Source organism: Cyanobium sp. NIES-981 (genome assembly GCF_900088535.1).
GTDB lineage: Bacteria > Cyanobacteriota > Cyanobacteriia > PCC-6307 > Cyanobiaceae > NIES-981.
This window is the reverse complement of record NZ_LT578417.1, coordinates 2,311,072-2,335,237: the sequence shown is the minus strand read 5'-3', so window position 1 is coordinate 2,335,237 and position 24,166 is coordinate 2,311,072. Positions and strand designations below refer to the sequence as shown.

22 protein-coding genes and 1 tRNA gene are annotated in these 24,166 nt (G+C 61.1%); 8 read left to right on the top strand and 15 right to left on the bottom strand.

The features are described from left to right. The 6 genes from CBM981_RS15940 to CBM981_RS11730 all read right to left on the bottom strand — a co-directional run bounded on the left by CBM981_RS15940 (position 1) and on the right by CBM981_RS11730 (position 8,750). Positions 1-1,827, bottom strand: a complete 1,827-nt coding sequence (locus CBM981_RS15940) for a DUF1156 domain-containing protein (RefSeq protein ID WP_157665435.1) — start codon at positions 1,825-1,827, stop codon at positions 1-3. A 312-nt stretch (positions 1,828-2,139) separates the two neighbouring features. Continuing rightward, the gene (locus tag CBM981_RS11750) at positions 2,140-3,666 is read right to left on the bottom strand and encodes an IS5 family transposase (RefSeq protein WP_225867339.1); all 1,527 of its coding nucleotides are present in this window, start codon (positions 3,664-3,666) and stop codon (positions 2,140-2,142) included. A gap of 52 nt (positions 3,667-3,718) precedes the next feature. After that, entirely contained in the window at positions 3,719-4,534 is an 816-nt protein-coding gene (locus CBM981_RS11745) for a DUF1156 domain-containing protein (protein ID WP_087068559.1), read from the bottom strand. 4 nt (positions 4,535-4,538) lie between these two features. Then, the gene (locus tag CBM981_RS11740) at positions 4,539-4,943 is read right to left on the bottom strand and encodes a PIN domain nuclease (RefSeq protein ID WP_087068558.1); all 405 of its coding nucleotides are present in this window, start codon (positions 4,941-4,943) and stop codon (positions 4,539-4,541) included. Continuing rightward, positions 4,940-5,137, bottom strand: coding sequence for a hypothetical protein (locus CBM981_RS11735; protein ID WP_172820883.1), 198 nt, complete (start codon positions 5,135-5,137; stop codon positions 4,940-4,942). The genes CBM981_RS11740 and CBM981_RS11735 overlap by 4 nt, the downstream gene beginning before the upstream one ends. 82 nt (positions 5,138-5,219) lie before the next feature. Further along, positions 5,220-8,750 carry a helicase-related protein gene (locus CBM981_RS11730; RefSeq protein WP_172820882.1) on the bottom strand — a complete coding sequence of 1,177 codons (3,531 nt, stop codon included), beginning with the start codon at positions 8,748-8,750 and terminating at the stop codon, positions 5,220-5,222. Between the two features lie 331 nt (positions 8,751-9,081). On the opposite strand from CBM981_RS11730, the gene CBM981_RS15395 reads away from it, so the two are divergent. The 4 genes from CBM981_RS15395 (at position 9,082) to CBM981_RS15385 (ending at position 11,963) form a co-directional block, all read left to right on the top strand. Beyond that, positions 9,082-10,068 (top strand): hypothetical protein, encoded by a 987-nt coding sequence (locus tag CBM981_RS15395; RefSeq protein WP_157665434.1) that lies wholly within the window; start codon positions 9,082-9,084, stop codon positions 10,066-10,068. Between the two features lie 80 nt (positions 10,069-10,148). Next, the gene (locus tag CBM981_RS11725) at positions 10,149-10,892 is read left to right on the top strand and encodes a MotA/TolQ/ExbB proton channel family protein (RefSeq protein ID WP_157665433.1); all 744 of its coding nucleotides are present in this window, start codon (positions 10,149-10,151) and stop codon (positions 10,890-10,892) included. Positions 10,893-10,947: 55 nt separating this feature from the next. Next, positions 10,948-11,379 carry a hypothetical protein gene (locus tag CBM981_RS15390; protein ID WP_157665432.1) on the top strand — a complete coding sequence of 144 codons (432 nt, stop codon included), beginning with the start codon at positions 10,948-10,950 and terminating at the stop codon, positions 11,377-11,379. 47 nt (positions 11,380-11,426) lie between these two features. Continuing rightward, positions 11,427-11,963: a hypothetical protein gene (locus CBM981_RS15385; RefSeq protein WP_157665431.1), complete on the top strand. Its 537-nt coding sequence runs from the start codon at positions 11,427-11,429 to the stop codon at positions 11,961-11,963. A 195-nt stretch (positions 11,964-12,158) separates the two neighbouring features. On the opposite strand, the gene CBM981_RS11720 is transcribed toward CBM981_RS15385, so the two are convergent. Both CBM981_RS11720 and CBM981_RS11715 read right to left on the bottom strand, forming a co-directional pair. Then, positions 12,159-12,557, bottom strand: coding sequence for a hypothetical protein (locus CBM981_RS11720; RefSeq protein ID WP_225867656.1), 399 nt, complete (start codon positions 12,555-12,557; stop codon positions 12,159-12,161). A 110-nt stretch (positions 12,558-12,667) separates the two neighbouring features. Further along, positions 12,668-12,904, bottom strand: a complete 237-nt coding sequence (locus tag CBM981_RS11715; RefSeq protein WP_225867375.1) for a galactose oxidase — start codon at positions 12,902-12,904, stop codon at positions 12,668-12,670. Between the two features lie 94 nt (positions 12,905-12,998). Here CBM981_RS11715 and CBM981_RS11710 point away from each other — a divergent pair, with 94 nt between their 5' ends. Further along, the gene (locus CBM981_RS11710) at positions 12,999-14,525 is read left to right on the top strand and encodes an IS5 family transposase (RefSeq protein ID WP_225867339.1); all 1,527 of its coding nucleotides are present in this window, start codon (positions 12,999-13,001) and stop codon (positions 14,523-14,525) included. A gap of 244 nt (positions 14,526-14,769) precedes the next feature. On the opposite strand, the gene CBM981_RS11705 is transcribed toward CBM981_RS11710, so the two are convergent. Continuing rightward, positions 14,770-15,090, bottom strand: a complete 321-nt coding sequence (locus tag CBM981_RS11705; RefSeq protein WP_087068553.1) for a hypothetical protein — start codon at positions 15,088-15,090, stop codon at positions 14,770-14,772. Between the two features lie 350 nt (positions 15,091-15,440). Between CBM981_RS11705 and CBM981_RS11700 the strand changes: the two genes are divergently transcribed. Further along, on the top strand, positions 15,441-15,734 hold the full coding sequence (locus CBM981_RS11700) for a hypothetical protein (RefSeq protein WP_087068552.1): 294 nt from the start codon (positions 15,441-15,443) through the stop codon (positions 15,732-15,734). Next, entirely contained in the window at positions 15,721-16,455 is a 735-nt protein-coding gene (locus CBM981_RS11695; RefSeq protein ID WP_369801616.1) for an HD domain-containing protein, read from the top strand. Before CBM981_RS11700 ends, CBM981_RS11695 begins: the two co-directional genes overlap by 14 nt. 55 nt (positions 16,456-16,510) lie before the next feature. Here CBM981_RS11695 and CBM981_RS11690 read toward each other — a convergent pair whose 3' ends face one another. From CBM981_RS11690 to CBM981_RS11680, 3 genes are all read right to left on the bottom strand, one after another. Continuing rightward, entirely contained in the window at positions 16,511-17,026 is a 516-nt protein-coding gene (locus CBM981_RS11690; RefSeq protein ID WP_157665430.1) for a hypothetical protein, read from the bottom strand. 133 nt (positions 17,027-17,159) lie between these two features. Continuing rightward, positions 17,160-17,624, bottom strand: a complete 465-nt coding sequence (locus tag CBM981_RS11685) for a helix-turn-helix domain-containing protein (RefSeq protein WP_157665429.1) — start codon at positions 17,622-17,624, stop codon at positions 17,160-17,162. 1,403 nt (positions 17,625-19,027) lie between these two features. Further along, entirely contained in the window at positions 19,028-20,296 is a 1,269-nt protein-coding gene (locus CBM981_RS11680; RefSeq protein WP_087068549.1) for an AAA family ATPase, read from the bottom strand. Positions 20,297-20,561: 265 nt separating this feature from the next. Here CBM981_RS11680 and CBM981_RS11675 point away from each other — a divergent pair. Beyond that, positions 20,562-21,676 (top strand): IS3 family transposase gene (locus CBM981_RS11675; protein ID WP_369801615.1). Its coding sequence is split into 2 segments (ribosomal slippage): positions 20,562-20,823 and positions 20,823-21,676, totalling 1,116 coding nucleotides; the frame shifts between segments, so codons are not numbered across the junction. A 662-nt stretch (positions 21,677-22,338) separates the two neighbouring features. Here CBM981_RS11675 and CBM981_RS15375 read toward each other — a convergent pair. The 3 genes from CBM981_RS15375 to CBM981_RS11665 all read right to left on the bottom strand — a co-directional run bounded on the left by CBM981_RS15375 (position 22,339) and on the right by CBM981_RS11665 (position 24,142). Further along, the gene (locus CBM981_RS15375; protein WP_157665428.1) at positions 22,339-22,548 is read right to left on the bottom strand and encodes a helix-turn-helix domain-containing protein; all 210 of its coding nucleotides are present in this window, start codon (positions 22,546-22,548) and stop codon (positions 22,339-22,341) included. A 180-nt stretch (positions 22,549-22,728) separates the two neighbouring features. Next, positions 22,729-23,688: a hypothetical protein gene (locus tag CBM981_RS11670; protein ID WP_157665427.1), complete on the bottom strand. Its 960-nt coding sequence runs from the start codon at positions 23,686-23,688 to the stop codon at positions 22,729-22,731. A gap of 382 nt (positions 23,689-24,070) precedes the next feature. Further along, positions 24,071-24,142: transfer RNA gene (locus tag CBM981_RS11665), tRNA-Val, on the bottom strand. Positions 24,143-24,166 lie beyond the last annotated feature (24 nt).

Genomic DNA, 24,166 nt, shown 5'->3' with positions numbered 1-24,166 from the left:
TCAGATCAGGGAGGCCTGAACAGCGGTTTCGATGCCCTGGGCGGCTGCCAACCGCTCCAGCTCGGGCCAGGCGATCACCAGGCCGTTGTAGGCGCGGGCTTCTTCTGCCTGCTTGGTTTTCTCGCAGTGGTTATAGAGGCGGTAGGCCAGAGCGCGGCAGTTGTCGGCCAGCTCGCCATGGCCAGGCAAGGCGCGCAACTGGGCAAGGAGTTCGGCGGCATTGGCTTCTCCTCCTTCTTCCAGCCTGCGGATAAGGTGCTGGGTGGCCTCCCAGACGCAGAGGCGCTCATCGCGGGATGGATCCCAGTCGACATCGAGCTGTTCCCGGCGCAACAGCCAGGCCTTGCCGGCAACGGCACGGAGAATTCCAGATTGGGCTACGCCAGCCACGGAGACGTTGCGGGCCTTGGCCAGGCCCTCCGCATCCCCAAAGTCGCGTTCCGTGTAGCCGAAGCTCTCGAAGAAGGTGAGGGCGAAACGGCTGTCAGCATCCAGATCGCCCTCCTGCTGGGAGAGGTAGTCGTCGAGGGCGGCATTGATCTCGATCAGGGCCTCTCGCACGCTCATGGGGCTGTCGTCAGGATTGAGCACAGCCTTGGCGCTGCTGTAGATGGCCATGCCGGGGCCTATCGCCGCCTGAGCAAGATCGACGGGGGCGATGTTGGCGCGTTCCAGCTCCTTCAGGGCCCTGGGAAGTTCCTGGCGGAGTTGGCGACGGAATTCGTTGCGCGAGAGAGTGAGCGCCGAGTCCAACCGGCGATGGCAGACGAGCACAACGCTGGTGGCGAGGGCGTTGGAATCCATCCCTCGCATGCGGTTGGCCAGCTCCGTTCGTATCGGCCAGGTGCCATCTAGTGCAAACCCCGCATTGATCACCGCTGCCAGGAAGGTCTCCCATCCTGTGCTCGCGGTACCGGCAGCAGTCTTCATCTCAGATTGCTTGAAGGCGTAGTAGATCGTGACAGGAAATGCCGGATGTGACTGCTCGGCGATGCGTTGCATCGCCTGCGTCATGCCACAGAGAAAGAAATCTTCGGCGTTATCCTTGCCGCCATGGCGATAGGCCGTGGCCACCAGCTCCTCAGCCTTGGGGACAGTCAAAGTCGCGAATAGATCAGGAAAGACAGCCCTTAGTGAACGGCGCAGCCAAACATAGAAGAAATCAGAGAGGTCCGCATAGCCAATGTTGTCATAGTAAGGAGGATCTGTTGAGACAATCCTAAAATTACTCAGATCTTGAGATTGGGCGTCGAACTGTGCGGCAGTTCCTTGGCTGGGTTTTTCAAACAACTTGTCCAGGACTTCGCAGAGTGAATGGGCTGTCCCGTAGATGTCGCCGCCAGCACCTCCAATGGGATTGGTCTCAACATAGTCCCATGTCATGGGTAGACATTGCCTCTGAAAAGTATGCCCCATCCGGTCCATGCGGTGCTCCCATGTACACAGAGTTGTGTTCCTGTCTAGGGCCTTGCTTACTGAGAAGCTCAAGTACATCACCACCGAGTCTCGATACGCTGCAGCCCCAACTCCTCCATTAAACAAAGGGGTTTCGTCATTTGAATAACCCGCAGAAGACGCATCCTCCCAAACCCTTGCTTGCGTCTCTTGCACTATGTCGGAGAAGGTGGCAAGGGCCACTAGCTGGCGATCAGTAAAGAGATCGCTCCATCGGGTCATGCCGTAGTTGCCGACTCGGAAGCCAAGGGCTTGCTGGAAGAACTCGACATCGGGCTTCCAGAAAGGTTGAGCATTTTTGGCGATGTCCTCTTGCTCATGTGATGGATTGAGATAAACACGCTCTCGGATGCCCTCAGCCACAATCGCCATTAACCGAGCACCCATGCGACCTGCTTGTGCCTCGGATTTGATGTGGCTTGGTTCAATCGCGTTCCCTGACATTAGGCAGCGGAAGCTACCACCGGATCCACATAGGCCTCTTTACCCGCTTTGGTAGAGAGCATGAAGGTGGAGGCCAGAGGCACGTCCACGTTCGAAAACGCAGGGTTCGGGCTCTTCACCGTCCTCGACCAGATCCACGCGATCACGGTGAGTTTCTGGCCCACGTAGGGCCTCCTGAGAAAGTGAGCCGCGGGCAATGCGCACCACAATGAGCCTGCCCGGGCGACCTCTGAGTGATCCTCAGGCCCCGCTGAGCTGACAACTCAGCTCTCTGCTGCTGGAGCTCAGAGCCCGTGCGGCGGAGACCAAGAGTTGCCAGCAGAGCACAAAATAGAGACAAAGAAGCTCCAGGAGCTTCTGGAGGTTCATGACCAGGACATTCATCGCGATGGATGAACCCTGTGTTGCCGGCAGTTTCTCTCGGATCAATCCCAATCCATAGCGACGCTTGCCTTGACCGATCTTGCCTTCAACAGCATTGCGCCGCCTTTGATCATCAACGAACTGCCGCCTCTCGGCTGCCACCAACTCCGGATCATTCTTCGGGCGACCAAGACGAGGCCCACTCAGCCGAATGCCGTGACGCTGGCAGAATGCCCGATTTGATCTTGTGCGGTAGATCTGATCAGCGCAGATCACCTCCGGATAGCAGCCGTATCGACGACGATAGGCTTGGGCCTGAACTTTCAGATCTTCCCCTTCGTTGTAGGGGTCAAAGCTCAGCCGATCCAGGAAAGCAAATCCTTCATCGGTGACAGAAAGTGAGATCTTGGCGCCGAACTCAACATTGCACCTCGCCTTGCCGCGAACAATTGGCCTGATGTGCGCTTGACAGAGGCTGACGATGCGAGCGGGAATACTTCTGGTGTCTGAGCGATAGAGAATGTTCTGCTGGCGGACCAGCTCACTGACAACCAACAGCTTCTGATAGGCATGCCGCCCAGCCGCCAGAAGGCTTGCGCCACAGGCTGTCAGGGCGTCAATGTTGGCAAGGTTGCGCTTGAGATGCCCAAGCTGTTGCTTGATCGCTTTGCGGATCTTGAGAAACCGAGGGCGTTTTTTCTTGGCCACGGCGAGGAACTGCTGCCTGGCCTGCTTCCGATGCGTTCGTGGTTTGTGACCAAAGGACTCTCTGACCTGCGAATACATGGCATCGATCAGAGTCTCGGTGAGCTCTCGGCCTTCATTGAGCAGCGAGAGATCCGTTGGATGCCGAATATCTGCCGGAACGCATGTCGCATCAATCAGCAGTGACCCCTGATTTGGCCGTGGCGTTTTGGATTCAATCTTCTGATCAGCTGCGCTCCCGGCTCCGCCTCCATCGCTGCTGTCGTGCTCATCAACTGCAGACGAACGGATCACGTTCAGACCGTGACGCACGATTCGTTCATTGCAGTCATTCACGACCGAATCTGGCAGCCGCTTCCGGAAGTACACCATCATTGATGGGTCAAACGGAGCCGAGTACTGAAATGCCTCCAGGCCGATGAAGAACTGGAGATAGGGGTTCTCTTTGATTTGCTCAACCAGTTCTTCATCAGTCAGCCCCATGCGGGCCTTGATGATCAGGGCGCCCAGTGCCATGCGAAATGGCTTTGCCGGGGCGCCAAAGCCCTTGCAGAACTGAGCTGCATAGTCACCTTCCAGCTCATCCCATGGGATCAGCTCAGCCAGCTTGATCCAGCGATTGTCACCAGAGAGCTTTCCTCCAAACGGCAGGAAGAAGTCCTCGAACGAGAGCTGATCACGATGCTCACGTCGGTACATGTGGAAAACTCTGGGCGGCTTTTGGGCGCAAACGAGCCCAATCTCGTACATTTTAGCCGAGAAAACTGCTCACATCCATTGCGCTGCAGTGGATGTGGCTTTTCTCAGGAGGCCCCACGTAGGGATTCAGGTCGGGCCTGTCCTTCGCCATCTCGGCGGTCACCTCCACCTTCGGGTAGAGGTGGCCGATGCGTTTCTCCGCTTCGTCGCGCATCCACTGGCCGTAGTAGCGCACGTCTTCCGCTAGCCCCTGGGCGCCTTTCCAGGTCTGCACATCCAGCTTGCGCCGGCTGTCCGGATTCACCGGCGGCATGCCCGCGAACTTCGGGGGTATTTCGATCATCGCCTTGTTGATCAGCACCGCTACCGGGTTCAGGTCGCTGGCGTAGGCCTCCAGCCCAAGCCGCTGCGCCTCAAGCGGCAGCGCCCCACCACCGGCGAAGGGATCATGGAAGCCTGGCAACTTCTCTGGGTTGAACAGCTCGGCTGCTTCTGGATGGTCAGCGTTGTCGTCACAGCAGCGGCGCCAACTGCGGCGGATCTCCTCTCGCGCTCGGTTCAGCACCTGCTCGTTGGTGGTGTTCTCCCACAGCACCAGCTCACTGATCAGGGCGAACAGCCGCAGCCGCTCCTTCTCCTGCTCCTCCTCCGTGGGGAACTCCTCCGGCACTGCCGAGGGGTCATCTACCGTCTGGCAGAAGATCACCGCCCGCGCCGCCGCCAGCGGCCGCCGCGCCCACCACAGGTGCAACGTGCTCGGGTGCCCATGGCGGATGCTCTTCTCCCGCGCCGATGCTGCATTGATCGCCTCCAGTGGGATGGCAACCTCGATCAGCTTCTTGCGGCGTTTGACGGGGTGGGTGGTCATGGGATCAGGCAGGGCGGTTCAGACGCTGCAGCCGCAGCTCACTCACCGAGGCAATCGCCTCGAAGTCGGCATCGAAGCTCACCAGCACGGCGTTGTGGTGCAGAGCCACGCCGGCCACCAGCAGATCAAGGCTGAGCACCGTGCGGCCGATCTGGCGGCAGGCCTGACCCAGGGCGATCGCACGCTGCCAGAGGTCTGCCGGGGTGGGGAGCGTAGGCAGGGTGGCGAACTGGGCCTCCAACCGGCGAGCCTCCTCCGGCCGGGCCGAGCGCAACACCTCGAAGAGCACCGGTTCAGCCAGGTGGGCTTCAGGGTCGAGAACGAAGGGCGCGATGAACTGCTTCAGCGCAGCCGGGCTGCGGGCACGGGTGAAGTCGACCCAGAGGCTGGTGTCGAGCAGCAGGGTCATGAGGCGATCTCCTGATCCCGCTGGCGCTCGCGTTCCTGGTCGGCCTCGAAGCTCTCCAGCTCCACGCCCCATTCGCCACTGATGAACCGCTGGGCGATCTGGGCGCGGCGCCGCTGCTGCAGTGCCTCCTCCATCAGGCGGCGGATCGCAGGGCCCTTCTTGCGCTCGCCGGTGAGGACGAGGATTTCGGCCATCTCACTTTCTGAGAGTTCCACGGTCACTTTCATGGTTTTTGCCGCCTCGCGTCAGACTCTGGCTTCACAATGGCACCGGCCGTCAATGGGGTGCCCTCCCCACCGCCAGCAGCGGCGCCAGGCTCTTGGTGATCTGGGTGTCGCCGAAACCGGGCACGCCCCAGTCGATGCCGCTCACATACACCGGTGCTGACGGCTGCTTGCCCTCCACGGTCACCAGGGCCAGGCGGAACCGCTCAGGCGAGTTGCGGCCGGTGTTCACCTCGTTGATCGTGAGCGTCACCGAGTCGGCCCCGGCCACGCGCCCCTTCACCTCGATGAAGAACAGGTTGCCGGCCGCATCGATGGATTCGATGTCGTAGCCCAGGCCCCGCTGCTCGCTCACATCCCTGGGCATACGTCCTAGGGCCTTCTCGGCCTCGAAGACCGCCCGCATCGCCAGCAGCTCCACCCGCCTGCGGGCTTCCGCATCCACCCCGCTCGGGTCTGCTTGTCCGGCGGCCTGCCGCAGCAAGCCGGCCGGGATCACCAGAGTGCCGGCCTTGAGGATGGGAGACCTGGGGCTGATCTGAGCCTCCAGATCGAGCTGGGCCATCCGCTTCTCCAGACGCACCACCAGCAGCTCCGCCCGCTCCTTGGCCACCTGGGCCGGCAGGCGTACGTCCTTGCCGGCCGCCTCCTTGAGCTTGAGGTCCTGGTAGCGGTAGCTCCAGTGGTTGATCTCCTTCTGCATCCGCGCCTTGATCTCCTCGCGGGCCTTGGCGATGCGGGTCAGCCGCTCGGTCTTCACCTCCTCCAGGTGGGCGGGCACCAGGGAGGGCATGGCATGGGTGAGCACCACCTTGTCCCAGTCCTGCGCCAGCCAGTCCTCCTGGAGCATGCCGCCGATCCGCTGTCGTTCCTCCTGGCTCAGCGGCCGGTAGTCGAGATAGGGGGCCGAGCCGGCCTCGCTCACCGTGCCGCTGCGATCGATCTCCAGGAACTGCAGGCGGTTGGAGATCAGCTGCTGCTGGCCATGGCGGTTCTTGCGGCCGTCCTGAAGCCCGTGCTCCAGGGCGAACAGGATGCGGGGCTCGGTCCCGGCATCCCCCTCATCCACGAGCACAGCGCCCTGGCTGAGCACATGGCCATGGCGTTCGAGGGTGAGGGAGATGCAGGCCTCCAGCAAGGGGTGGCCCGGGCTCACCAGCTCCGCCCGGGGGCTCTCGGCCACATGTTCCTTCTCGAAGCAGATGCGCTCGTAGCGCGGCTGCACCGGCACCCCCACGCCGATCTCCTGGTTGCGATCGATCAGTAGCGGCGGCACGTAGGTGATCTCGTAGCGCCCCTTCTCTCGGGGGTTCACCTTGCCCCCCAGCCGGCGGAAAGCTTCCAGGAAGAAGTCATGCACGTAATGGGGGTGGATGCGGCGGGCCATGGCGCGCTCCATCTGCTGGCGCAATAGCTCCACCCGGGCGGTGTCCATGCCCTGGTGCACCAGCGCCCGCTGAGCCAGCAGGTCTTCCAGGTGCTTGCGGTCCACCACCCCCTCGATCTGCAGCTCCAGCTGCTGCTTCACCTGGGGGTCTTCGTTGTAGCGGACCGCATCCATCAGCAGATCCCGCAACGAGCGGCCGTGGAACAGCTGGCCCAGCACGTCGAACACCTTGTCGCCCAGGGCCTCGCGGGCGGCCTCCAGCTTGTGCAGGAGCTTGATGTACACGTCACCCTCGCGGGTGTCCTTGGCCAGCAGGTTCCAGAGATGGCAGACGTCCTTCTGGCCGATCCGGTGGATCCGCCCGAAGCGCTGTTCCAGCCGGTTGGGGTTCCAGGGCAGGTCGTAGTTCACCATCAGGTGCGCCCGCTGCAGGTTCACGCCCTCCCCGGCGGCGTCGTTGGCCACGAGCACCACCACCTCCGGATCGTTCATGAAGGCGTGGACGATCTTGCGCCGCTGATCCCGGGGCACACCGCCATGGATCTCCACCACCGCCTCGGGCCGACCCAGGCGGTTGCGGATCTTGGCCGCCAGATCGGTGAGGGTGTCCTTGAACTCGGTGAACAGCACCAGCTTGCGGCGGCTGCCGTTGGGCTGCTTCATCAACGGGTCGTCCAGGATCCGATCGAGCTGCTGCCACTTGGCATCAGTGCCCTTGGCCATCACCGTGCGGCTGAGCTGCTCCAGCTGCTTGAGGGTCTGGATCTCCAGCTCCAGCTCGGCCAGGGTCTGAGCGGAGGTGGCGTTGTCGGCGAAGGCGTTCTCGGTGGCCTCCACCTCCTCGGCGGTGTCCTCCTCGTACAGCTCATCGAGCACCTCCTCATCGAGGCTGGAGGAAGGCTGGAACTGGTTGTCCAGCTTCAGGCGGGCTTCGGCGGCCTGACCCTGCAGCAGTAGCCGCTCCTCCTTGAGGCGCTTCTCCAGCCGCTCGCGCCGGCGCTCGATCGAGCGATGGATGGCGAAGGGGGAGCTGGCCAGCCGCCGCTGCAGGGTCATCAGCGCAAAACCCACGTTCACACGCCGCTTGCCGCCGCCTTCCTGCTCGGCGTTGCGGTCGGCGCGGTTCATCTCCTCGCGCACGTACTCGGTGACCTTCTCGTAGAGCACCTTCTCCGGATCGGAGAGTTCGTACTCGGCGGTGTAGCTCCGGCGTTCGGGGAAGAGCTTGGTGCCGGAGAAGGTGTAGAGGTCTTCCTTCACCAGCCGGCGCATCAGATCGGTGGGATCGGCTCGGTGGATGGCGTCGTTGGCCGAGCCCGCGAAGCGGTCCTCATCGAGGAGCGCCATGAACAGCTGGAAGTCCTCCTCGTTGCCGTTGTGGGGCGTGGCCGTCATCAACAGCAGGTTGCGGGCATGGTTCCCCACCCGCTTGCCCATCTGGTAGCGCTTGGTGCGCTTCACTTCGCTGCCGAAGTAGTGGGCACTCATGCGGTGCGACTCGTCGCACACCACCAGATCCCACTCCGGCGCCTGCTCCAGCCGGCTCTGCAGCTCCTCGTCGCGGGAGAGCATGTCCATGCGGGCGATCAGCAGCGGCCGCTGCTCAAATGGGTTGCCCAGGCCGGTGGCGTTGATCAGATCCCGCGTCAGCAGCTCGAAGCTCAGCTCGAACTTCTCCTTCAGCTCGTCCTGCCACTGCTCGGTGAGCGAGCCCGGCGCCACGATCAGGCAGCGCTCCAGCTCGCCCCGGATTAGCAGCTCCTTGATCAGCAGGCCGGCCATGATCGTCTTGCCGGCACCGGGGTCATCGGCCAGCAGGAAGCGCATCGGCTGGCGGGGCAGCATGTGCTCGTACACCGCGCTGATCTGGTGCGGCAGCGGGTCGATCGTGCTGCTGCTCACTGCCACGTAGGGATCGAACAGCCAGGCCAGCCGGATCCGCTCGGCCTCCGCCACCAGCCGAAACAGATCTCCATCCCCCTCGAAGCTCCACTTGCGGCCGCCGGCCACCAGCTCCAACTCGGCTTCGCTGGAGCGGAACACAATGGTGTCGCCAATGCCACCGTCCTGCCGGCGGAAGACCACCTGGCAGGCCGCATCGCCCATCATCTGAGCGCTGACGATGCGGACGGCTTCCTTGCCCAGGAGACCGAGCACCTGGGCGTCGGGTTTGAGGTCCTCCAGGCGTGTGGGCATTGGTGTGGCCACATGGTCCTCACTGCACCGAATCATGGCCATGCCGTCGAGGCCCGTCAGACAAACGGATAAAAACTAAAGGCCGAAGCTCAACGGAAGTGAGAACTTTGGCATTATTGGGTGGAGTTAGTATAAGTGAATACTGTATAGACAGGAACTATGCAGCGCACGCACCTCTGTCATCACTGGAGCAATAGGATGGGAGATCAAGCTAGCAGGCTAACCACACTGTCCCAAGCTGCCACAATGTAGGCTAGCGTCTCGGTCATCATTCACTGGCAACAAGAGCAGCTATAGCCACAGACAAAGCCTCGACCCTCGACGAGGGTCAGTGGCTATCAGCCTCTATGTAGCAACCAACACACACTCTGAGGGAATCAAGCGCATTGAAGTAATGGACCTCAAGCAATCCTCAATCAATGACCTAGCTGCGCTGCTCAAAGGACTCAAGCAAAACTATGGCTGGGCCACACTCCGCGGAATGCCTGTCCAGGACTTCAGAGTACTGCTTGACAGAGCTGCGAGAACGGAAAGCGAGCGCAATGCCATAAGGGAATTCGATGAATGGATTGGGCATGGCCTCCTCGAAGTCCTTTCTTCTCGTTCTTCGCAGCGCATCAAAGCCATTACGGACTTCACAGCCTCCCTAGATCAACCGAAAGATGAGGTTATTGCATCAATTGAAAAGTTAGACCGAGCCATTGCCCTTACCAGAGCAGATCGAAGACTACAGCGTGCGGGCAACACGTCCAGTGTGCTCAGCAAGACTCAACACCATCCAGCATCGAGACTAATCTTAGTCGCTGGCATTGCAATATTGATCATGGCTGGCGGGTTTGCGGTCACTGTTCAGATTGAGCAATACAGGCGCGAGCTGGCAAGTCAGAAAAAAGCCAGTGCCAGCCAGAAGAATGAACTGGAAAACTTGAAGCGTGAGCTGGAAAAACAAAAGAAGACAGAAGCCGAAAAAGAACAGGTGGAGCGCCTGGCTCCAAGCAACCCAGCGCCACTTCCAAGGCCAAAATTACCGGAGGCGCCTCCGGCCCAAACGGCCCAGCCTTGGCCCGTATGCGAGCTTTTCAGCAGGGAAAGCCCAGCTCAGTCTCGGGAAGTCTGGTGGCCAGTGGTTGGACCAACAGATTCTCTTGATGCGGTACGCCGATTTTGTCGGCAAGATGCGTTTAGAAATAGAGATGGGAATGTGCAGGTAGCTAGCTTTCGCGATCGCGAGATGGCCGCGGCCTTTGCGGACCAACTGAATAGCAGCCGTCAGCACCCATACACCTTCTATGTCGGCGACCCAACAATCTATGACTGAAATCCATGGCAACTAACCCCTCCATCGCAGCTTCAAACCATGATCTGCTTCAGCTTCCAGCGAGACGCTGGCTGCCATCGATGAGTTTCGCATCAATCCTGATCGGGATTAGCCTCTCACTTGCAGTCTGCCTCGGGCTCTTCCCCTTGCGCAGTACCCCACTAGGCGCATTCTTCCTCGGTCGTGGGATAACACAGCCCATCACACTAGCAATCGCCATCTCGGTTGCAAACTTCTGCTTAATGCGTCTTTCAATCAGCACCCGTGAACGCAAGCTTCTTGGGCGAGACTGGATCCCGCATGGAATGGTAAACGTCCGGCCTGACGACGAAGCAATCCAAGTGATTCTTCGTGTAATTTCCACTCCGAAGACATTAATTGGGAATCGCCTCGGGCGAGTGCTTGTTTGCTTTCGAGACTCTGGCTCACGTGCCATTGCCAGAGAGCTTCATGAGGATGATGTAGCACTAACGCAGGCCGAGATTGAAGAAGGATTTTTGGTCACGCGCACAATGATCTGGGTCCTTCCAATGCTTGGATTTCTGGGCACCGTGCTTGGAATCTCGGTATCTATAGGCGGCTTTTCCGGACTGCTAACAAACGTAACAGATATTGCAAAAGTTAAGGCTGGGCTTACTCAGGTAACAGGCGGACTCTCGACTGCATTCGACACGACATTGCTGGGCATTGTCTGCGCAATTGCATGCATGGTACTGATGAGCCTTGCAGAAAAGTCCGAATTTCGTCTTGCCGCAGGACTAGAGAGCAGCATCACCGACACCCTACTACCTCGACTTGGCCAGTATGAGAAGAAAGCGACTTAGACCCAAGATCAGCGTTGACCTATTTGGATTTCTTGACATCCTGAGTGTTGTCATTGTGATTGTTTTACTAGTCATTTCCGTCCTTGCCATTTCGATCGGCGTCAGTCGTTCCACGGACACCACCAAGAAGGACAGCAGTGAAATTCTTGGACCAGAGACTTCCCCAAATACAAAAGCCGATTCTGCACTTGTGGAAATTACCAGAGAAGATGGAACCAACATCACGACTGATACGGCATTCCTGCTTTGCAAGAATCGCCGCCTTGAACGGTTTGACCCAAGAACAGCCCAAAGCGTTGAAACCTGGAATCTTGAAGTCCACAATGCAGTTCGGATCGCACAAGACCTACAATCACCAAATATTTTCCTGGCGGTAGCAGGTTCTTGCTTCCCGAACCTTGACGAGCTAGTCGAAGCTTTCAGGTCAAGCGGATTCAATCTGGGATACGAGCCAGTACCAGAAGATGCACAAGTGCCATGGCAGTGACCCGCAGAGGCCGGAGGCATGCCACTTTGAGCCTCAGTTTTGATAGCTTGATCGACGTGTTCATGAATGTTCTTGGAGTACTCATGATCACTGCAGTTGTGTTGGCCTTGGCCGCACAGGACGAGAACACTTCTCGGAGAAAGCAAGAGAAGCCCTCGACGCCACCGCCAGCAACCCAAACCAAGCCTAAAGTGGCGCCTGCACGGCTTTCCCTGCCACAAGCCCAAGAGGTGGACACGCGCCCTATATACCTTTTCATCAATGCCGAGGGTATCCGAGCATTCTCCGGGGATGATATGGCTACCACAGGTCAATACTTCGCGATCACTGATCTTGGCATGCAGACGCTATTGCAGCCTGTTGCGGGGCAGGTCATGACTGCAGGAAAGTTGCGCAGGTGGCTTCGCCAAAACGATCCCTCCTTGAGGCATGTCATTGCAGCTATCACTCCTGAAGGCTCTGGCTTTTACCTTGAAGCCCGGCGCATTGCTTCTGAAGAAGGCTTTCGTTCTGGGTGGGTAGCCCATGAAGGTAACTCCGTCGTGCTTGGGCCAGGGGGACGGTCAGAATCGCTAGTTCAATAAGAGTATTGCCCACAGCTGCGTTGATCATGAGAACAACCAAACGCGAGAGTTCCGTGCTGCTCTTTCAGCTAGTACCCACACGCTCCTCACCTCCAGGCAGCACGGAAGTGAACCTTTTAGGGTTCGTCATGTCGAGTATGGAACATCCGCTGACGTCCCCTGGCAGACCATCTAAACGGTATTCCGCTGGATGCCTCATGGTTGATCGACGCACTCCTGGATGTATCGGCAGCAGGCTTCCGCATCCTCGGCGGTCTGCACCTTTCCGGACAGTGAGCAGAAGAAGTCACGCCACAGCGGCGGCACTCCCAGCAGCACCAGCAGCCGGCCAGCCTTGATCGCGTGGGCCGCCTCCGATGCCGTGCCGGCACCACCGGCGCCGCAAATCACCACCACATCGGCGCTGAGCACGTTGATCAGGTTGCGCGCCTGGCCCATGCCGGTGAACAGGGCCACGTCCAGCTCGGCGGTGTGCTGCCGTTCGCTCCCCAGTCCGGCACCAGGAAGCACGCCGATCACCAGGTGCCCCTCCACGCGGCTGGCACCGCGGCAGGCCGCGGCCATCACGCCCTCCGGGCGCCCGCCGCAGAGCAGGGCTCAGCCCCGCTTTGTGACGGCCGCGCCCAGCTCCTCGGCCATCTGGATACAGGCCTCCGACGCCCCCTCGCCAGCGCCCATCACGCCCACAACCGGCCGGCGGGGGCTCATCCCACCTCCGGTGCCCAGCCCTTCTGACGAACCAGATCCTCAGTCCAGCCCTGGCAGCGGTGGGTGAGGTGCTCGCCATGGGGGATCAGGCCCTGGTGCAGCTGGCAGGTGAGCAGGGGGATGCAGCTCACCCCGGAGTGGTGCCTGAACCAGTGGCAGCTGATGCAGACCTGGCGGCCGCGGCTGCGCATCAGAACGGACGGATCGAGATAGGGCCTCCTGAGAAAAGCCACATCCACTGCAGCGCAATGGATGTGAGCAGTTTTCTCGGCTAAAATGTACGAGATTGGGCTCGTTTGCGCCCAAAAGCCGCCCAGAGTTTTCCACATGTACCGACGTGAGCATCGTGATCAGCTCTCGTTCGAGGACTTCTTCCTGCCGTTTGGAGGAAAGCTCTCTGGTGACAATCGCTGGATCAAGCTGGCTGAGCTGATCCCATGGGATGAGCTGGAAGGTGACTATGCAGCTCAGTTCTGCAAGGGCTTTGGCGCCCCGGCAAAGCCATTTCGCATGGCACTGGGCGCCCTGATCATCAAGGCCCGCATGGGGCTGACTGATGAAGAACTGGTTGAGCAAATCAAAGAGAACCCCTATCTCCAGTTCTTCATCGGCCTGGAGGCATTTCAGTACTCGGCTCCGTTTGACCCATCAATGATGGTGTACTTCCGGAAGCGGCTGCCAGATTCGGTCGTGAATGACTGCAATGAACGAATCGTGCGTCACGGTCTGAACGTGATCCGTTCGTCTGCAGTTGATGAGCACGACAGCAGCGATGGAGGCGGAGCCGGGAGCGCAGCTGATCAGAAGATTGAATCCAAAACGCCACGGCCAAATCAGGGGTCACTGCTGATTGATGCGACATGCGTTCCGGCAGATATTCGGCATCCAACGGATCTCTCGCTGCTCAATGAAGGCCGAGAGCTCACCGAGACTCTGATCGATGCCATGTATTCGCAGGTCAGAGAGTCCTTTGGTCACAAACCACGAACGCATCGGAAGCAGGCCAGGCAGCAGTTCCTCGCCGTGGCCAAGAAAAAACGCCCTCGGTTTCTCAAGATCCGCAAAGCGATCAAGCAACAGCTTGGGCATCTCAAGCGCAACCTTGCCAACATTGACGCCCTGACAGCCTGTGGCGCAAGCCTTCTGGCGGCTGGGCGGCATGCCTATCAGAAGCTGTTGGTTGTCAGTGAGCTGGTCCGCCAGCAGAACATTCTCTATCGCTCAGACACCAGAAGTATTCCCGCTCGCATCGTCAGCCTCTGTCAAGCGCACATCAGGCCAATTGTTCGCGGCAAGGCGAGGTGCAATGTTGAGTTCGGCGCCAAGATCTCACTTTCTGTCACCGATGAAGGATTTGCTTTCCTGGATCGGCTGAGCTTTGACCCCTACAACGAAGGGGAAGATCTGAAAGTTCAGGCCCAAGCCTATCGTCGTCGATACGGCTGCTATCCGGAGGTGATCTGCGCTGATCAGATCTACCGCACAAGATCAAATCGGGCATTCTGCCAGCGTCACGGCATTCGGCTGAGTGGGCCTCGTCTTGGTCGCCCGAAGAATGATCCGGAGTTGGTGGCAGCCGAGAGGCGGCAGTTCGTTGATGATCAAAGGCGGCGCAATGCTGTTGAAGGCAAGATCGGTCAAGGCAAGCGTCGCTATGGATTGGGATTGATCCGAGAGAAACTGCCGGCAACACAGGGTTCATCCATCGCGATGAATGTCCTGGTCATGAACCTCCAGAAGCTCCTGGAGCTTCTTTGTCTCTATTTTGTGCTCTGCTGGCAACTCTTGGTCTCCGCCGCACGGGCTCTGAGCTCCAGCAGCAGAGAGCTGAGTTGTCAGCTCAGCGGGGCCTGAGGATCACTCAGAGGTCGCCCGGGCAGGCTCATTGTGGTGCGCATTGCCCGCGGCTCACTTTCTCAGGAGGCCCGAGATAGGGCCACGCCTCGATGGCGGCAGGGGCCGTAGCGGCGGCCTCGCCAGGGGAGCGGCGGCGGGGAGGACCCATGGGCCAGTCACGCATTCGTACGTCTGTACTAACGGCAGGTGGTGGGTTCTGTCTGCTCCCTGGCGGTGGTCACCCGGTCCACGGCTCGCACTCTCAGCGCAGCGGCACGAAGATCCTGTTGCCGTTGGCCGGGTTGGTGAACACGGCGTTGCCCTGGATCAGCACCCGCCGCTGCCACAACCCGCCAAGCGAGTCGCGCAGAGTGGAGATCGGAAAGCCTTCCTCCACCAAGCGGTAGGTCATCGCCTGGCCGTCCTCCCAGACGATCCGCACGCTGCCATCACTGCCGTGGCTGTCGCGGCAGCCGATCGGCTGGTCGTTGAAGGCGCAGTCCTTCCAGCCCTCCGCCAACGCATCCGAGATGGCCACGCCGGCGATCAGCGCCAGCGCCAGGCCCGTGATGGCTCCGGCCATCGTCTGGCGTTGCCGCGGCCTGCTGCGGGCCGGACCTGGGCCTTGGCGGCAGCGGCCTGCGGGATCCCTACGTTCCGGCCAACGCATGACTCAGATGTTGGATCGTTCGATGGTGGATAGGGAAGCCCTGGATAGGCAAATGCTGAATAGGCAAGTGCCGGATAGCCAGGTGTTGGATAGTCAGACATTGGCCCCTATTCCATCCATTCTAGAGCGGATCCATCGCAGATCTCTCTCGCCATGGTCACGTCCCCCAGCGGTCTTTCCCTGCTCTGCAGCCCATGACAGCCGTGGGAGCATGAACCTCCAGGCGCTGGTCCGGGGGGTGTCCCTCACTCCCGGAGGCACCGATGAAGCCCCTGTTCCGTTATTTCGCCAAGGAGGATCCCTGGCGGGATGATCTCGATGGCCACCACGGCCGTCCTTACATCCTGGCCCGCCTCGGCGATGGCCCCGGCAGCGAGGCCCGCTGGAACCAGCAGCGCGGCTGCTGGGAACCGTTCCCTGACCTCATCGAACGCCTGATCGGCGGCGACTGGTGGGGAGAGATCCCCGAGACGCGGGCCCGGCTCTATTTCGCGGCCGAGGCCTTTGAGGGCGGCGCGATTCAGCCGCCGCAGGAGGAGCCCCATGGCCAGCCTTGAGCCCCGCACCGTGTTCCACCAACCACCACCCGAGGAACCCATGACAGCCCAGCCTCAAGCGCCGTTCCACAGCGAGCGCTACACCCAGGCCCTCACCCTGGCGGCCCACCTGCACCGCCACCAGTGCCGCAAGGGCAAGACAGTGCCCTACATCGCCCACCTGATCGCCGTCAGTGCCCTGGTCTGGGAAGACGCCGGCACAGAAGACCAGGCCATCGCCGCCCTGCTGCATGACGCCATCGAGGACGCCGGCCAGAGCGAGGAGTCAATCGCCCGCCTGTTCGGCGCCGAGGTGGGGGCCAGCGTGCAGGCCTGCACCGATACGGCAGGGCCGGCGCTGCATGACGAGCGCAAGGAGCCCTGGATCGATCGCAAGACGCGCTACATCGAGCAGCTGCCCCACAAGCCGGCCGCGGCCCTGCTGGTCACAGCAGCCGACAAGGCCCACAACGCCCGCGACTGCGTGCTCGATGCCGCAGCCGATCCCGAGGCCTGGAACCGCTTCCGCGCCGGGCTGGCAGGCACGGCCTGGTACTTCCACAGCCTGCACCAGCAGCTGGCGCAGCTGCTGCCCCAGAGCCGCTCGGTGGCGATGCTGGGTGAGGCGGTGACCACGATCCTGGAGAGCACGGAGCTGCAGGCGCTGGTGCCGGCAGGACAGACGGCCCGGCAGTGGGTGGAGGGCTATCTGGAGAGGCCGGACAGCCATCCGGCGGATTGAGCTCACCAGGTGAGTGGTGAGTGGGATGGAGGAGGGGCGGTGGTTGCTGCCCCGATCAGCGCGGCACTGGCATGGGGTGGGGCCACGGCTCCCAGTGCTCGCCGCCTCCGTCGCATAGCTCCTCCAGCACCCCACGCTCCCAGGTGTAGATCGGGTCTTCAAAGGCGAGCTGCAGCAGCGTTCTGGGGCTGGGGAACGAGTAGGGCACCAGCATCGGGTCCCAGAGCGCATAGTCCTCATAGTGCTCAAGCACCAGATCGGCCGCGGCCTGCATTCCCGTGCGCTGCAGCACCGTCAGAAGTGACGGTGTCACAGCCTTTGCCGCCTCTTGCAGCAGTGCCACGGCCCCGCAGACCTGCTCCAGCTCCTGGTCGCTGTCCTCCACAGGAAAGAAGTCCAACGGCTGTCTTTTCGTCAACTGGCTGATGTTGTGGTCCGGGGTGATCCACGAGAATCCGGCCGAGTGGTCCAGCTTCATGCGTAGAAACCAGATCTCACCATCGCGCAGCACCGGCCGCCCGGCGGGGTGCTGCTGGCTGCAGTCCACTGCCAGCCAGGGGATGGGCGGCATCTGATCCGGGCGGCTCTGGACCCAGCGCACCAGCTTCCTCTGGGCTACCACCAGGGGCGGCTCATGAATCGGATGCTTCTGGCGGTGGATCTGCTGGGCCTCCTGTTTCAGGGCGGCCAGCATGCGGTGGAAGCTATGGCTCATGAGTGAGGGCGGTAACGATCTGATCCATCACCTCAGCCGGCAGCTGCTCAGCCAGCTGCTGCAGCACCGTCCTGGCTCCCCAGGCACTGGCGGCGGCATCGAGGTTGGGGGGAACATCGAGGCCCAGCAGCCTGGACTCGCGCTCCTGGATCTGAATCCAGCGGCCGATCGCCGCAACTTCCCCCCGGCTCACCGCGGCGGTGAGCTGTTCCCTCAGCCAGCGCAACTCCAGCAGGTGCTGGGCACGGATGGCCGCGGCCTGATGGCGGATCTCCTGCTGGAGCTCTTGAAGGTGGCGCTGCAGCACCCGCTGCACGGTCGCCACACCGCAGCCCACTGCATCGGCGATGGTGCTGTGGGTGTGACCGGCGGCCCGCAGCCGCAGGATGTGGGCATCACGCTGGGCACGGGGCAGGCGCGTGCGGTGCTGGATCGGGCTCTGCAGCAGGGCCACCCCATCAAGCCAAGGGTCAATCAATTCTGCCGAGGCAGGTTGAAGGATCCCCCGCCCTGGGGCCTACCTATCGACGGACCACCATCCGGGTTAATCCTCCATAGCTTCAGCGATCGGCCAGCACCGTCACCATCACCGAGCGCGACTAGTGGGGGCTGACGTGGGCCTTGGAGCGACTTTCAGGGCCCACGTCAATCAGAAACCCAGGCTCCCGCCTGAGGGGCCGATGGCAGGCGCGTGGGGGTTGACGATCTATAGGAGCATCACTGCTGCATCAGGTAAGTGCGCAGAATGGTGGCCAGCGGATAGGACGGGCAGCCGCCTTTGCTGCTGGTCTTGGAGTAGTAGGGCTCGATCAGAGCGATGAGCACTTTCCAAGGCACTACCGCGTCCATCTCAGAGTGAAAACGATCACGAGTAGTCCGCTTGTTGGCAGTGGATTGCTCAAAGTCACCAAACCCGAGCCGCTTGCCACCTTATGACCCCGCCATGACTTGCGATCACAAGGTCATTGCCCCGCAGTCGAGTTGGCTTTTCCTGAGTCTCCCGAACTTAGGCTCTATATTAAGTGATGGTGACTGGCAATGTACCCCCTAAGCTGCAGTCAGACCCGCTAGCGGTGATCTTGATGCTGTCCTGACCCTTGTAACCCCCGGTTAGCGTGAGCGTCGCACTGCTGGTCGTCGCGTTCGTGGGGCTGCCCGCCAGTGCTGCTTGGGCCTTGCCCGTAGACGTCGCGCTGTAATTGGCTGGCACAACCGCCGTCCATGACCCCCCCACCCAACTCTTGCGCTCCAGCGTCACGATCACAGTGGCAGTGGCGTACTGTGCGACCACTACTGGAGTGCTAGGCGTCACAGTCAGACGACAGTAGTGCTTAAAGATGAGCCAAAGACCAATCCCCACCCCAACGACCACTACTGCGATAACAAGTACCCCAGTTCCTCCTGCTGCACCTGCGGCTGCGGCCGCCTCTCCCATAGCTGGAATTGCGTCTGCCATTTAACCTATTAATTGAAGCCAATGACTTAGCGAGTGCTTCTTAATCCGTTATACAGCTGCGTCTGAGGGGTGGCCTGGCAACGCTGAATGGCCTGGTGGCATACCCCTTCACGCGGCCCCGTTAAGCAGGCCGTGGGCCCCAGTGCGGATCGTCCCCGTCATCAAAGACGTCAGCGCCGCTGCCGTCTGGGCACCCTTACCGAAGCAATCAGCGATTTTCCTAAGGGTATGTCTTCCTCACGGGAAGTAGTCCCGGCAGATCTGTTGCCCTGACAGGCGTTTGGCAATTTCCCGGCAATTTCCCAAGGGGACTGCTCGGGAGATTCCGATTGCCAGCGGGAACTGCTCGGGAAATCATCAGATCCCAATCTCTGACTGAGTTCTCTGCTATTTTCCTCCTTTTAGAGAGACACCCCCTTAAGGGAAATCCCCTGAATGACTTTTGGCGCCAGACAGTAGCGACCCCTGGTAGGTCTCACGACCAGCCTGCTGCGGCAAAGGTTGCCCAGCGTGTTGTCTGCCGTCTTGGCGCTGTAGCCGCTGCGGAAACAGGCTTCGATCAGCTCCTGCCTGGTCAGGCTGCTGGCACCTCCCTCTAGGGCATTCCTGAGCAGCCTCCAGATCAGCGTGCTGCAATCCCCGACCACTGGAGTACCACCATCAGCGGTAAGCTGAACCCTGCCGGTGTCCTGGCCCAGTTCGTACTGAAACCGTCGCTCGGCTCCCATACGGCACTTCCGCACCGACCACTGCCGTAATTGATTTCCGCTGCATTCACCGTCGTGCTGCTCCACCTTCTCGATGGACTGCACGGAAGACGGCACCTCACGCCATGCCTTCGCCCCGGCATGCATCCCTTTGCCAGTGCCGTCGTGGTTCAGCCAGATGACACTGCAATACTGACAGATCACCTCCTGAAAGAAGGTCAGCAGCGCCGTGACCTGGGAGTTACTTGTGTATTCCAGATCGGCTTTAGTCGTGACCACCTTACAGCTGTCGATCAGCACTAGTTCAATGCCTTGATCCTGCACCGCCTTGAGCAGTGCGAGGCAGCCTGCAATGGACGCATCCCACGGCTTGCGGCTTTGCACCTTGCTATGGCCCCAGACCGTGAAGCGGCTATCCCTCAGTGCTGGGTGGCTGCCATAGTCGGAGCGCTCCAGCACCTCCATCAGAGGCGCTTGGCCGGAGTCGCTGCTGATGAACAGAACCTTGCCAGGGGATGCTGGTGTTGAGCGATCGAGCAGGCCAGTCCCGTCGATCACGGCAAACGCCAACGCAATGGCTGCAGTCGTCTTCCCTGCTCCTGCTTCCCCGTAGAGCAGGACTTGATCATTGGCTGGGATGAAGCCGTCCAGCAGCCAGCGCATCGGCTCCGCGTCGGCAATCTCCACAGCGCCATAGGTAGGTCGATCGGCGCCGCTCTCTTGAGCAGTCAGCAGTTGCAGCAACTCGGCATTGATCTGGCCATCGTTGCGGCGGAATCGACCGATGATCTCAGCCCGAAGCTCCATCTCGGTATCCAGATCCTCGCGGCGGATTGCTATTAGAGCATCGTTGAGCAGCGCCCGGTACGAAGGTTTAGCCTGCTTGAGGGTCGCATCATCGATGATCTCTCTAATGCTGGGCAGGGCAGGTAGTGCTGCAGCCGTAGGGCGATTCATCGCCATCCCTCCTGCATGCCGAGCTCATCGCGCTGGAAGCGGCGTAGATCGGCCTGCTGGTAGCTAAGCGCGCGAACCCAGTGCCGCACCGTTGGTAGCAGCCTTGCCAAAGACGGCTCTATGCATCGAGCCCGCTGGAGATGGCGGATCAGATCCTGAGCACTTCTGTATGTGGCCGCGACCATCTCCATTTCATCTGACGTGGACCCCGGGAATTGGTCCAGGGTGAATGAGAGTCCTCAGCCGGCCAGACTGGGCCGGGGACTTCACCATGAAACGCACCAGGCACACAGCGGAGCAGATCATCCGCAAGCTCAAGACCGCCGACCAGCTGATTGCCCAGGGCAAGACCGTCGCCGATGTCTGCCGCGTCATCGAGGTGACGCAGCCGACGTATCACCGCTGGCGGCAGCAGTACGGCGGCATGCAGGCCGAGGAGGCCCGCCGGCTGACGCAGCTGGAGAAGGAGAACGCCCGGCTCAAGAAGTTGTTGGCAGAAGCCGAGTTGGAGAAGGCGATGCTCAAGGACCTTGCGGAGGGAAACTTCTGAGCCCGGAACGCCGTCGCAGGGCCGTCACGGTCCTGCAGGAGCGTTACCGGGCATCAGAGCGCCAGGCCTGCCGTGTTGTGGGGCAGCACCGCAGCACCCAGCGCCATTGCGGGAAGGTCGTCGACCTGGAGGAGACCAAGCTTCGGCACCGCCTGAGGGAGATTGCAGCTGAGCACATCCGCTGGGGCCGCCGCATGGCCTACCGCCTGCTGCGTCGGGAGGGCTGGACCGTGAACCACAAGCGGGTGCAACGGCTCTGGCGGGAGGAGGGGCTGCAGCGGCCCACTCCCAGGAAGCGGAAGCGGGCACGGCCCGCCGACGGCTCGGTGAGGCGTCACCGGGCCCAGCATCCCCACCAGGTGTGGGCCATGGATTTCCAGTTCGATGCCACCGCCGATGGCCGCAGACTCAAGTTCCTGAACGTGATCGACGAGCACAGCCGCCTCTGCCTGGCGATCCGGGTGGGCAGGCGGTGCAAGGCCAAAGACGTGGTGACTGTGCTGGAGGAACTCACCAGCCTCTACCCGGCGCCAGCGTTCATCCGATCGGACAACGGCCCGGAGTTCATTGCGCAGGCCCTACGGGACTGGTGCGAGGCCAGCAGCGCCACCAGCACGGCCTACATCGCGCCGGGATCCCCATGGGAGAACGGATTCGCAGAATCCTTCAACGGCCGCTTCCGCGATGAATTCCTCAACACCGAGTTGTTCACCACAGCCCCGGAGGCTCAGATCCTGGCCGATCGCTGGCGATGGGAGTACAACACGCTCAGGCCGCATTCGGCCCTCCAAGGGCGTACGCCCATGGAGGCAGCTCAACAAGGAGCTGCAGCATGACCATGACCACCCACTCTCATAAGCCCTGGACCGATAAAGGGGGTCACGTCACATCGGGTTGGCACAGCTCCCAGGCAGGCAAGCGCAGTGAAGCATGCTCCCGTGGACGCAGTTCACGGTAGAAATATCTGCACAGCCGAACGATCAGATCTTCTTCCGTGACGGCCTGGAGTTTGTTCCGAGTGAACTGTGGCCGCTGCCGTGGAGTATGCGGGCGATAGACGTGGCTGCACCCGCTGTGCCCTGCTTCAACCGCCGCCAGATACCATTGCAGCCCATCCACCATCAAGGTCTGGCCAGGTTGTAGATGATTCGCCGCTGCACCGGAATGGCAGCTGATCCAGTCATAGGACCAACGGCAATCTGAGTCTTTTATCCTGCCGCAGATCGGGCAGGGCGACTTACGCGAGGAAGTGTAAAGCTGTTGCCGAGCCAGCCTTCTACCAGATTGGGGAAGTAACATGGCTAAGTGCCTTGAAGTTGACAGCTGGAAGGGAGGTGTCCTGGCCTTCCTTCCCTTTCAGTGGAGATCCAGTCCCGTACAGTCTCTAACGAGTCCGATCAGTTCCGGAGGTATTTCGACAAGCTCTAGGCAGGAATCACCACCATGAAGGCGATCTCATTAGGCCATTTATTAGGGATTCGGATCCCGACGCTGTTGACTACTTCTTGCTAGGGCGGGGAAGTGATTTCGAGCGACGTGCGAGGGTTTCTTCCACCTTGTCGAGATCCCACCTCAGGCAGGCACGCTGTTCGCCCCGGCCGATATTGATGAAGTGAATTGCGGGCCTCAGCACATCCGACGCGCGCAGACGGATCAGAGTATTTTTCGACAGCCGAAGCGCTGCAGCCACCTCTGCGGTGGTGGTCATAAAAGCCATGTTGATCACTGGAAGCAAGTGAAGATCAGCAGGGCCTTCCCGGCCCCTTGAGGAGTTATAGCAGCCTTAATTGTCCTGGCGATGAGGAAGAAAAGGAGGTCTTGATTTCCTTTTCTGGCATACGAAAAGGAAGTGGCTATTTCCTTTTTGGGGCCATAGGGCCTTCGCCTACTACCCGCTACGGCCAGCCACCAGCTGCTGCACCTTCCGCTGCAAAATCGGTCCATCCAGTCGCCGCCCATAAGTGGCCAGATGTACCTGCGGCGAGTGGCCCATCAACTCGGCGCTCTCGCGGACGTGGAGCCCCAGGTCGAGCCCCAGGCGCAGCGCGAAAGCGTGCCTCAATCCGTAGCTGGTGAGGTCGCTGGGCATCTGCAGGCGGCGCAGCTGCTGTGTCATGTGGGCGCCGGGGCCGGTTGCCCGCTGGCTCCACTCAGGCAACCCGTGAGCGCGCCAGCGCTGCAAGAGGCGGTAGCAATCCGGTGGCCAGTCGGCCGGTGGAACGGCCGGTACCTGCCGCGGCCGTGTCGCACCTTTGCTGGACTGCTTCGAGCGGGTGACCACAGCAATGGGCACGCCACGCGGCCCGCTCTTCACATCCAGTCCAATCAGTTCCTGGGGACGGAGCCCAAAAACCGCCAGGACGTCCCAGGCGAGAAGATCGGAAGCACCCAGCTTGGCGCTCCTCTCAATCCGCTCACGCAGTGCCTGGATCTCCTGATCGCTGAAGGCCCTGACCCCCTCGGGATCGGCCGCGGCCTTGCCGTTGCCGCGCAGCTGTGCCACCTCATCGTGCCAGGGCCAGCCTGCTTCCTTCCAGAGGCTCCGTGCACGATCGTGTGCCATCTGTCGGGAGCGGGTGTTCGCATCCCATTGCCGCAGGTAGTCCTCAAGCAGGACCATGTCGTCCCTGCAGTGGTGCTCAGCGGCAGTTGCCACCAGCCGGGAGAGGAACGGCGCCCATGTGCGTTCCCACGTGCGGGCAGTCATTCGCTCGCCTACGAGGCGGGTGCGGAGCTGTGGGATCAGCCGTTCAAGGTGCTCAGGATGCAAATGGCGAGGGTCTTCGGCAGGCGGTGGGGCTGCCTGGTCGGGCCATTGCCAGCTTCCCGCCATCACGCTGTCAAACATCGCGCAGGCCTCGCTCAGGGCCGCGGCGGCGGTAGCCGGTCCGGGTGGCGCGGAGAGGCTGTAAGCCCTTCGCTTATGAGCCTGGTCCGGTGACTCACCAGGCCTGAGGGGCAGCTCGGCGGAGACCACCCGCAGACGGTCGCGGTTCAGCTCCACGTACCAACCAGGCCGTCCCAGCCGGTGCGCCTTGAAGGCCTGGCTCAGGCTCCGGAGCCATGGGGGTGATGCCATGCGTCTGCACGCCCGCGTGAAATCCGCGTGAAATCCTGGCATTTCAGGGGGAAATTAGGCCGTTTCTGGCACCCTTGTGGCGCCGTGAGAGCCCATCAAAACCCTTGTCGCAACCCAAAAGAGCCCAGTCGTAGACTGTGTTCTCTGGAGATGCGCGATGCCGGGTTCGAACCAGCGACATCCTGCTTGTAAGGCAGGCGCTCTACCGCTGAGCTAATCGCGCGTGGGCCCGACGCTACCGCAACCG

What these genes read in the sequence shown, in the direction of transcription:
- CBM981_RS15940 (WP_157665435.1), bottom strand. Translation starts at nt 1,827, where the DNA reads ATGGCGATTGTGGCTGAGGGCATCCGAGAGCGTGTTTATCTCAATCCA.
- CBM981_RS11750 (WP_225867339.1), bottom strand. Translation starts at nt 3,666, where the DNA reads ATGTACCGACGTGAGCATCGTGATCAGCTCTCGTTCGAGGACTTCTTC.
- CBM981_RS11745 (WP_087068559.1), bottom strand. Translation starts at nt 4,534, where the DNA reads ATGACCACCCACCCCGTCAAACGCCGCAAGAAGCTGATCGAGGTTGCC.
- CBM981_RS11740 (WP_087068558.1), bottom strand. Translation starts at nt 4,943, where the DNA reads ATGACCCTGCTGCTCGACACCAGCCTCTGGGTCGACTTCACCCGTGCC.
- CBM981_RS11735 (WP_172820883.1), bottom strand. Translation starts at nt 5,137, where the DNA reads ATGGCCGAAATCCTCGTCCTCACCGGCGAGCGCAAGAAGGGCCCTGCG.
- CBM981_RS11730 (WP_172820882.1), bottom strand. Translation starts at nt 8,750, where the DNA reads ATGCCCACACGCCTGGAGGACCTCAAACCCGACGCCCAGGTGCTCGGT.
- CBM981_RS11725 (WP_157665433.1), top strand. Translation starts at nt 10,149, where the DNA reads ATGAGTTTCGCATCAATCCTGATCGGGATTAGCCTCTCACTTGCAGTC.
- CBM981_RS11710 (WP_225867339.1), top strand. Translation starts at nt 12,999, where the DNA reads ATGTACCGACGTGAGCATCGTGATCAGCTCTCGTTCGAGGACTTCTTC.
- CBM981_RS11705 (WP_087068553.1), bottom strand. Translation starts at nt 15,090, where the DNA reads ATGGCCGGAGCCATCACGGGCCTGGCGCTGGCGCTGATCGCCGGCGTG.
- CBM981_RS11700 (WP_087068552.1), top strand. Translation starts at nt 15,441, where the DNA reads ATGAAGCCCCTGTTCCGTTATTTCGCCAAGGAGGATCCCTGGCGGGAT.
- CBM981_RS11695 (WP_369801616.1), top strand. Translation starts at nt 15,721, where the DNA reads ATGGCCAGCCTTGAGCCCCGCACCGTGTTCCACCAACCACCACCCGAG.
- CBM981_RS11690 (WP_157665430.1), bottom strand. Translation starts at nt 17,026, where the DNA reads ATGCCGCCCATCCCCTGGCTGGCAGTGGACTGCAGCCAGCAGCACCCC.
- CBM981_RS11680 (WP_087068549.1), bottom strand. Translation starts at nt 20,296, where the DNA reads ATGGCGATGAATCGCCCTACGGCTGCAGCACTACCTGCCCTGCCCAGC.
- CBM981_RS15375 (WP_157665428.1), bottom strand. Translation starts at nt 22,548, where the DNA reads ATGACCACCACCGCAGAGGTGGCTGCAGCGCTTCGGCTGTCGAAAAAT.
- CBM981_RS11670 (WP_157665427.1), bottom strand. Translation starts at nt 23,688, where the DNA reads ATGTTTGACAGCGTGATGGCGGGAAGCTGGCAATGGCCCGACCAGGCA.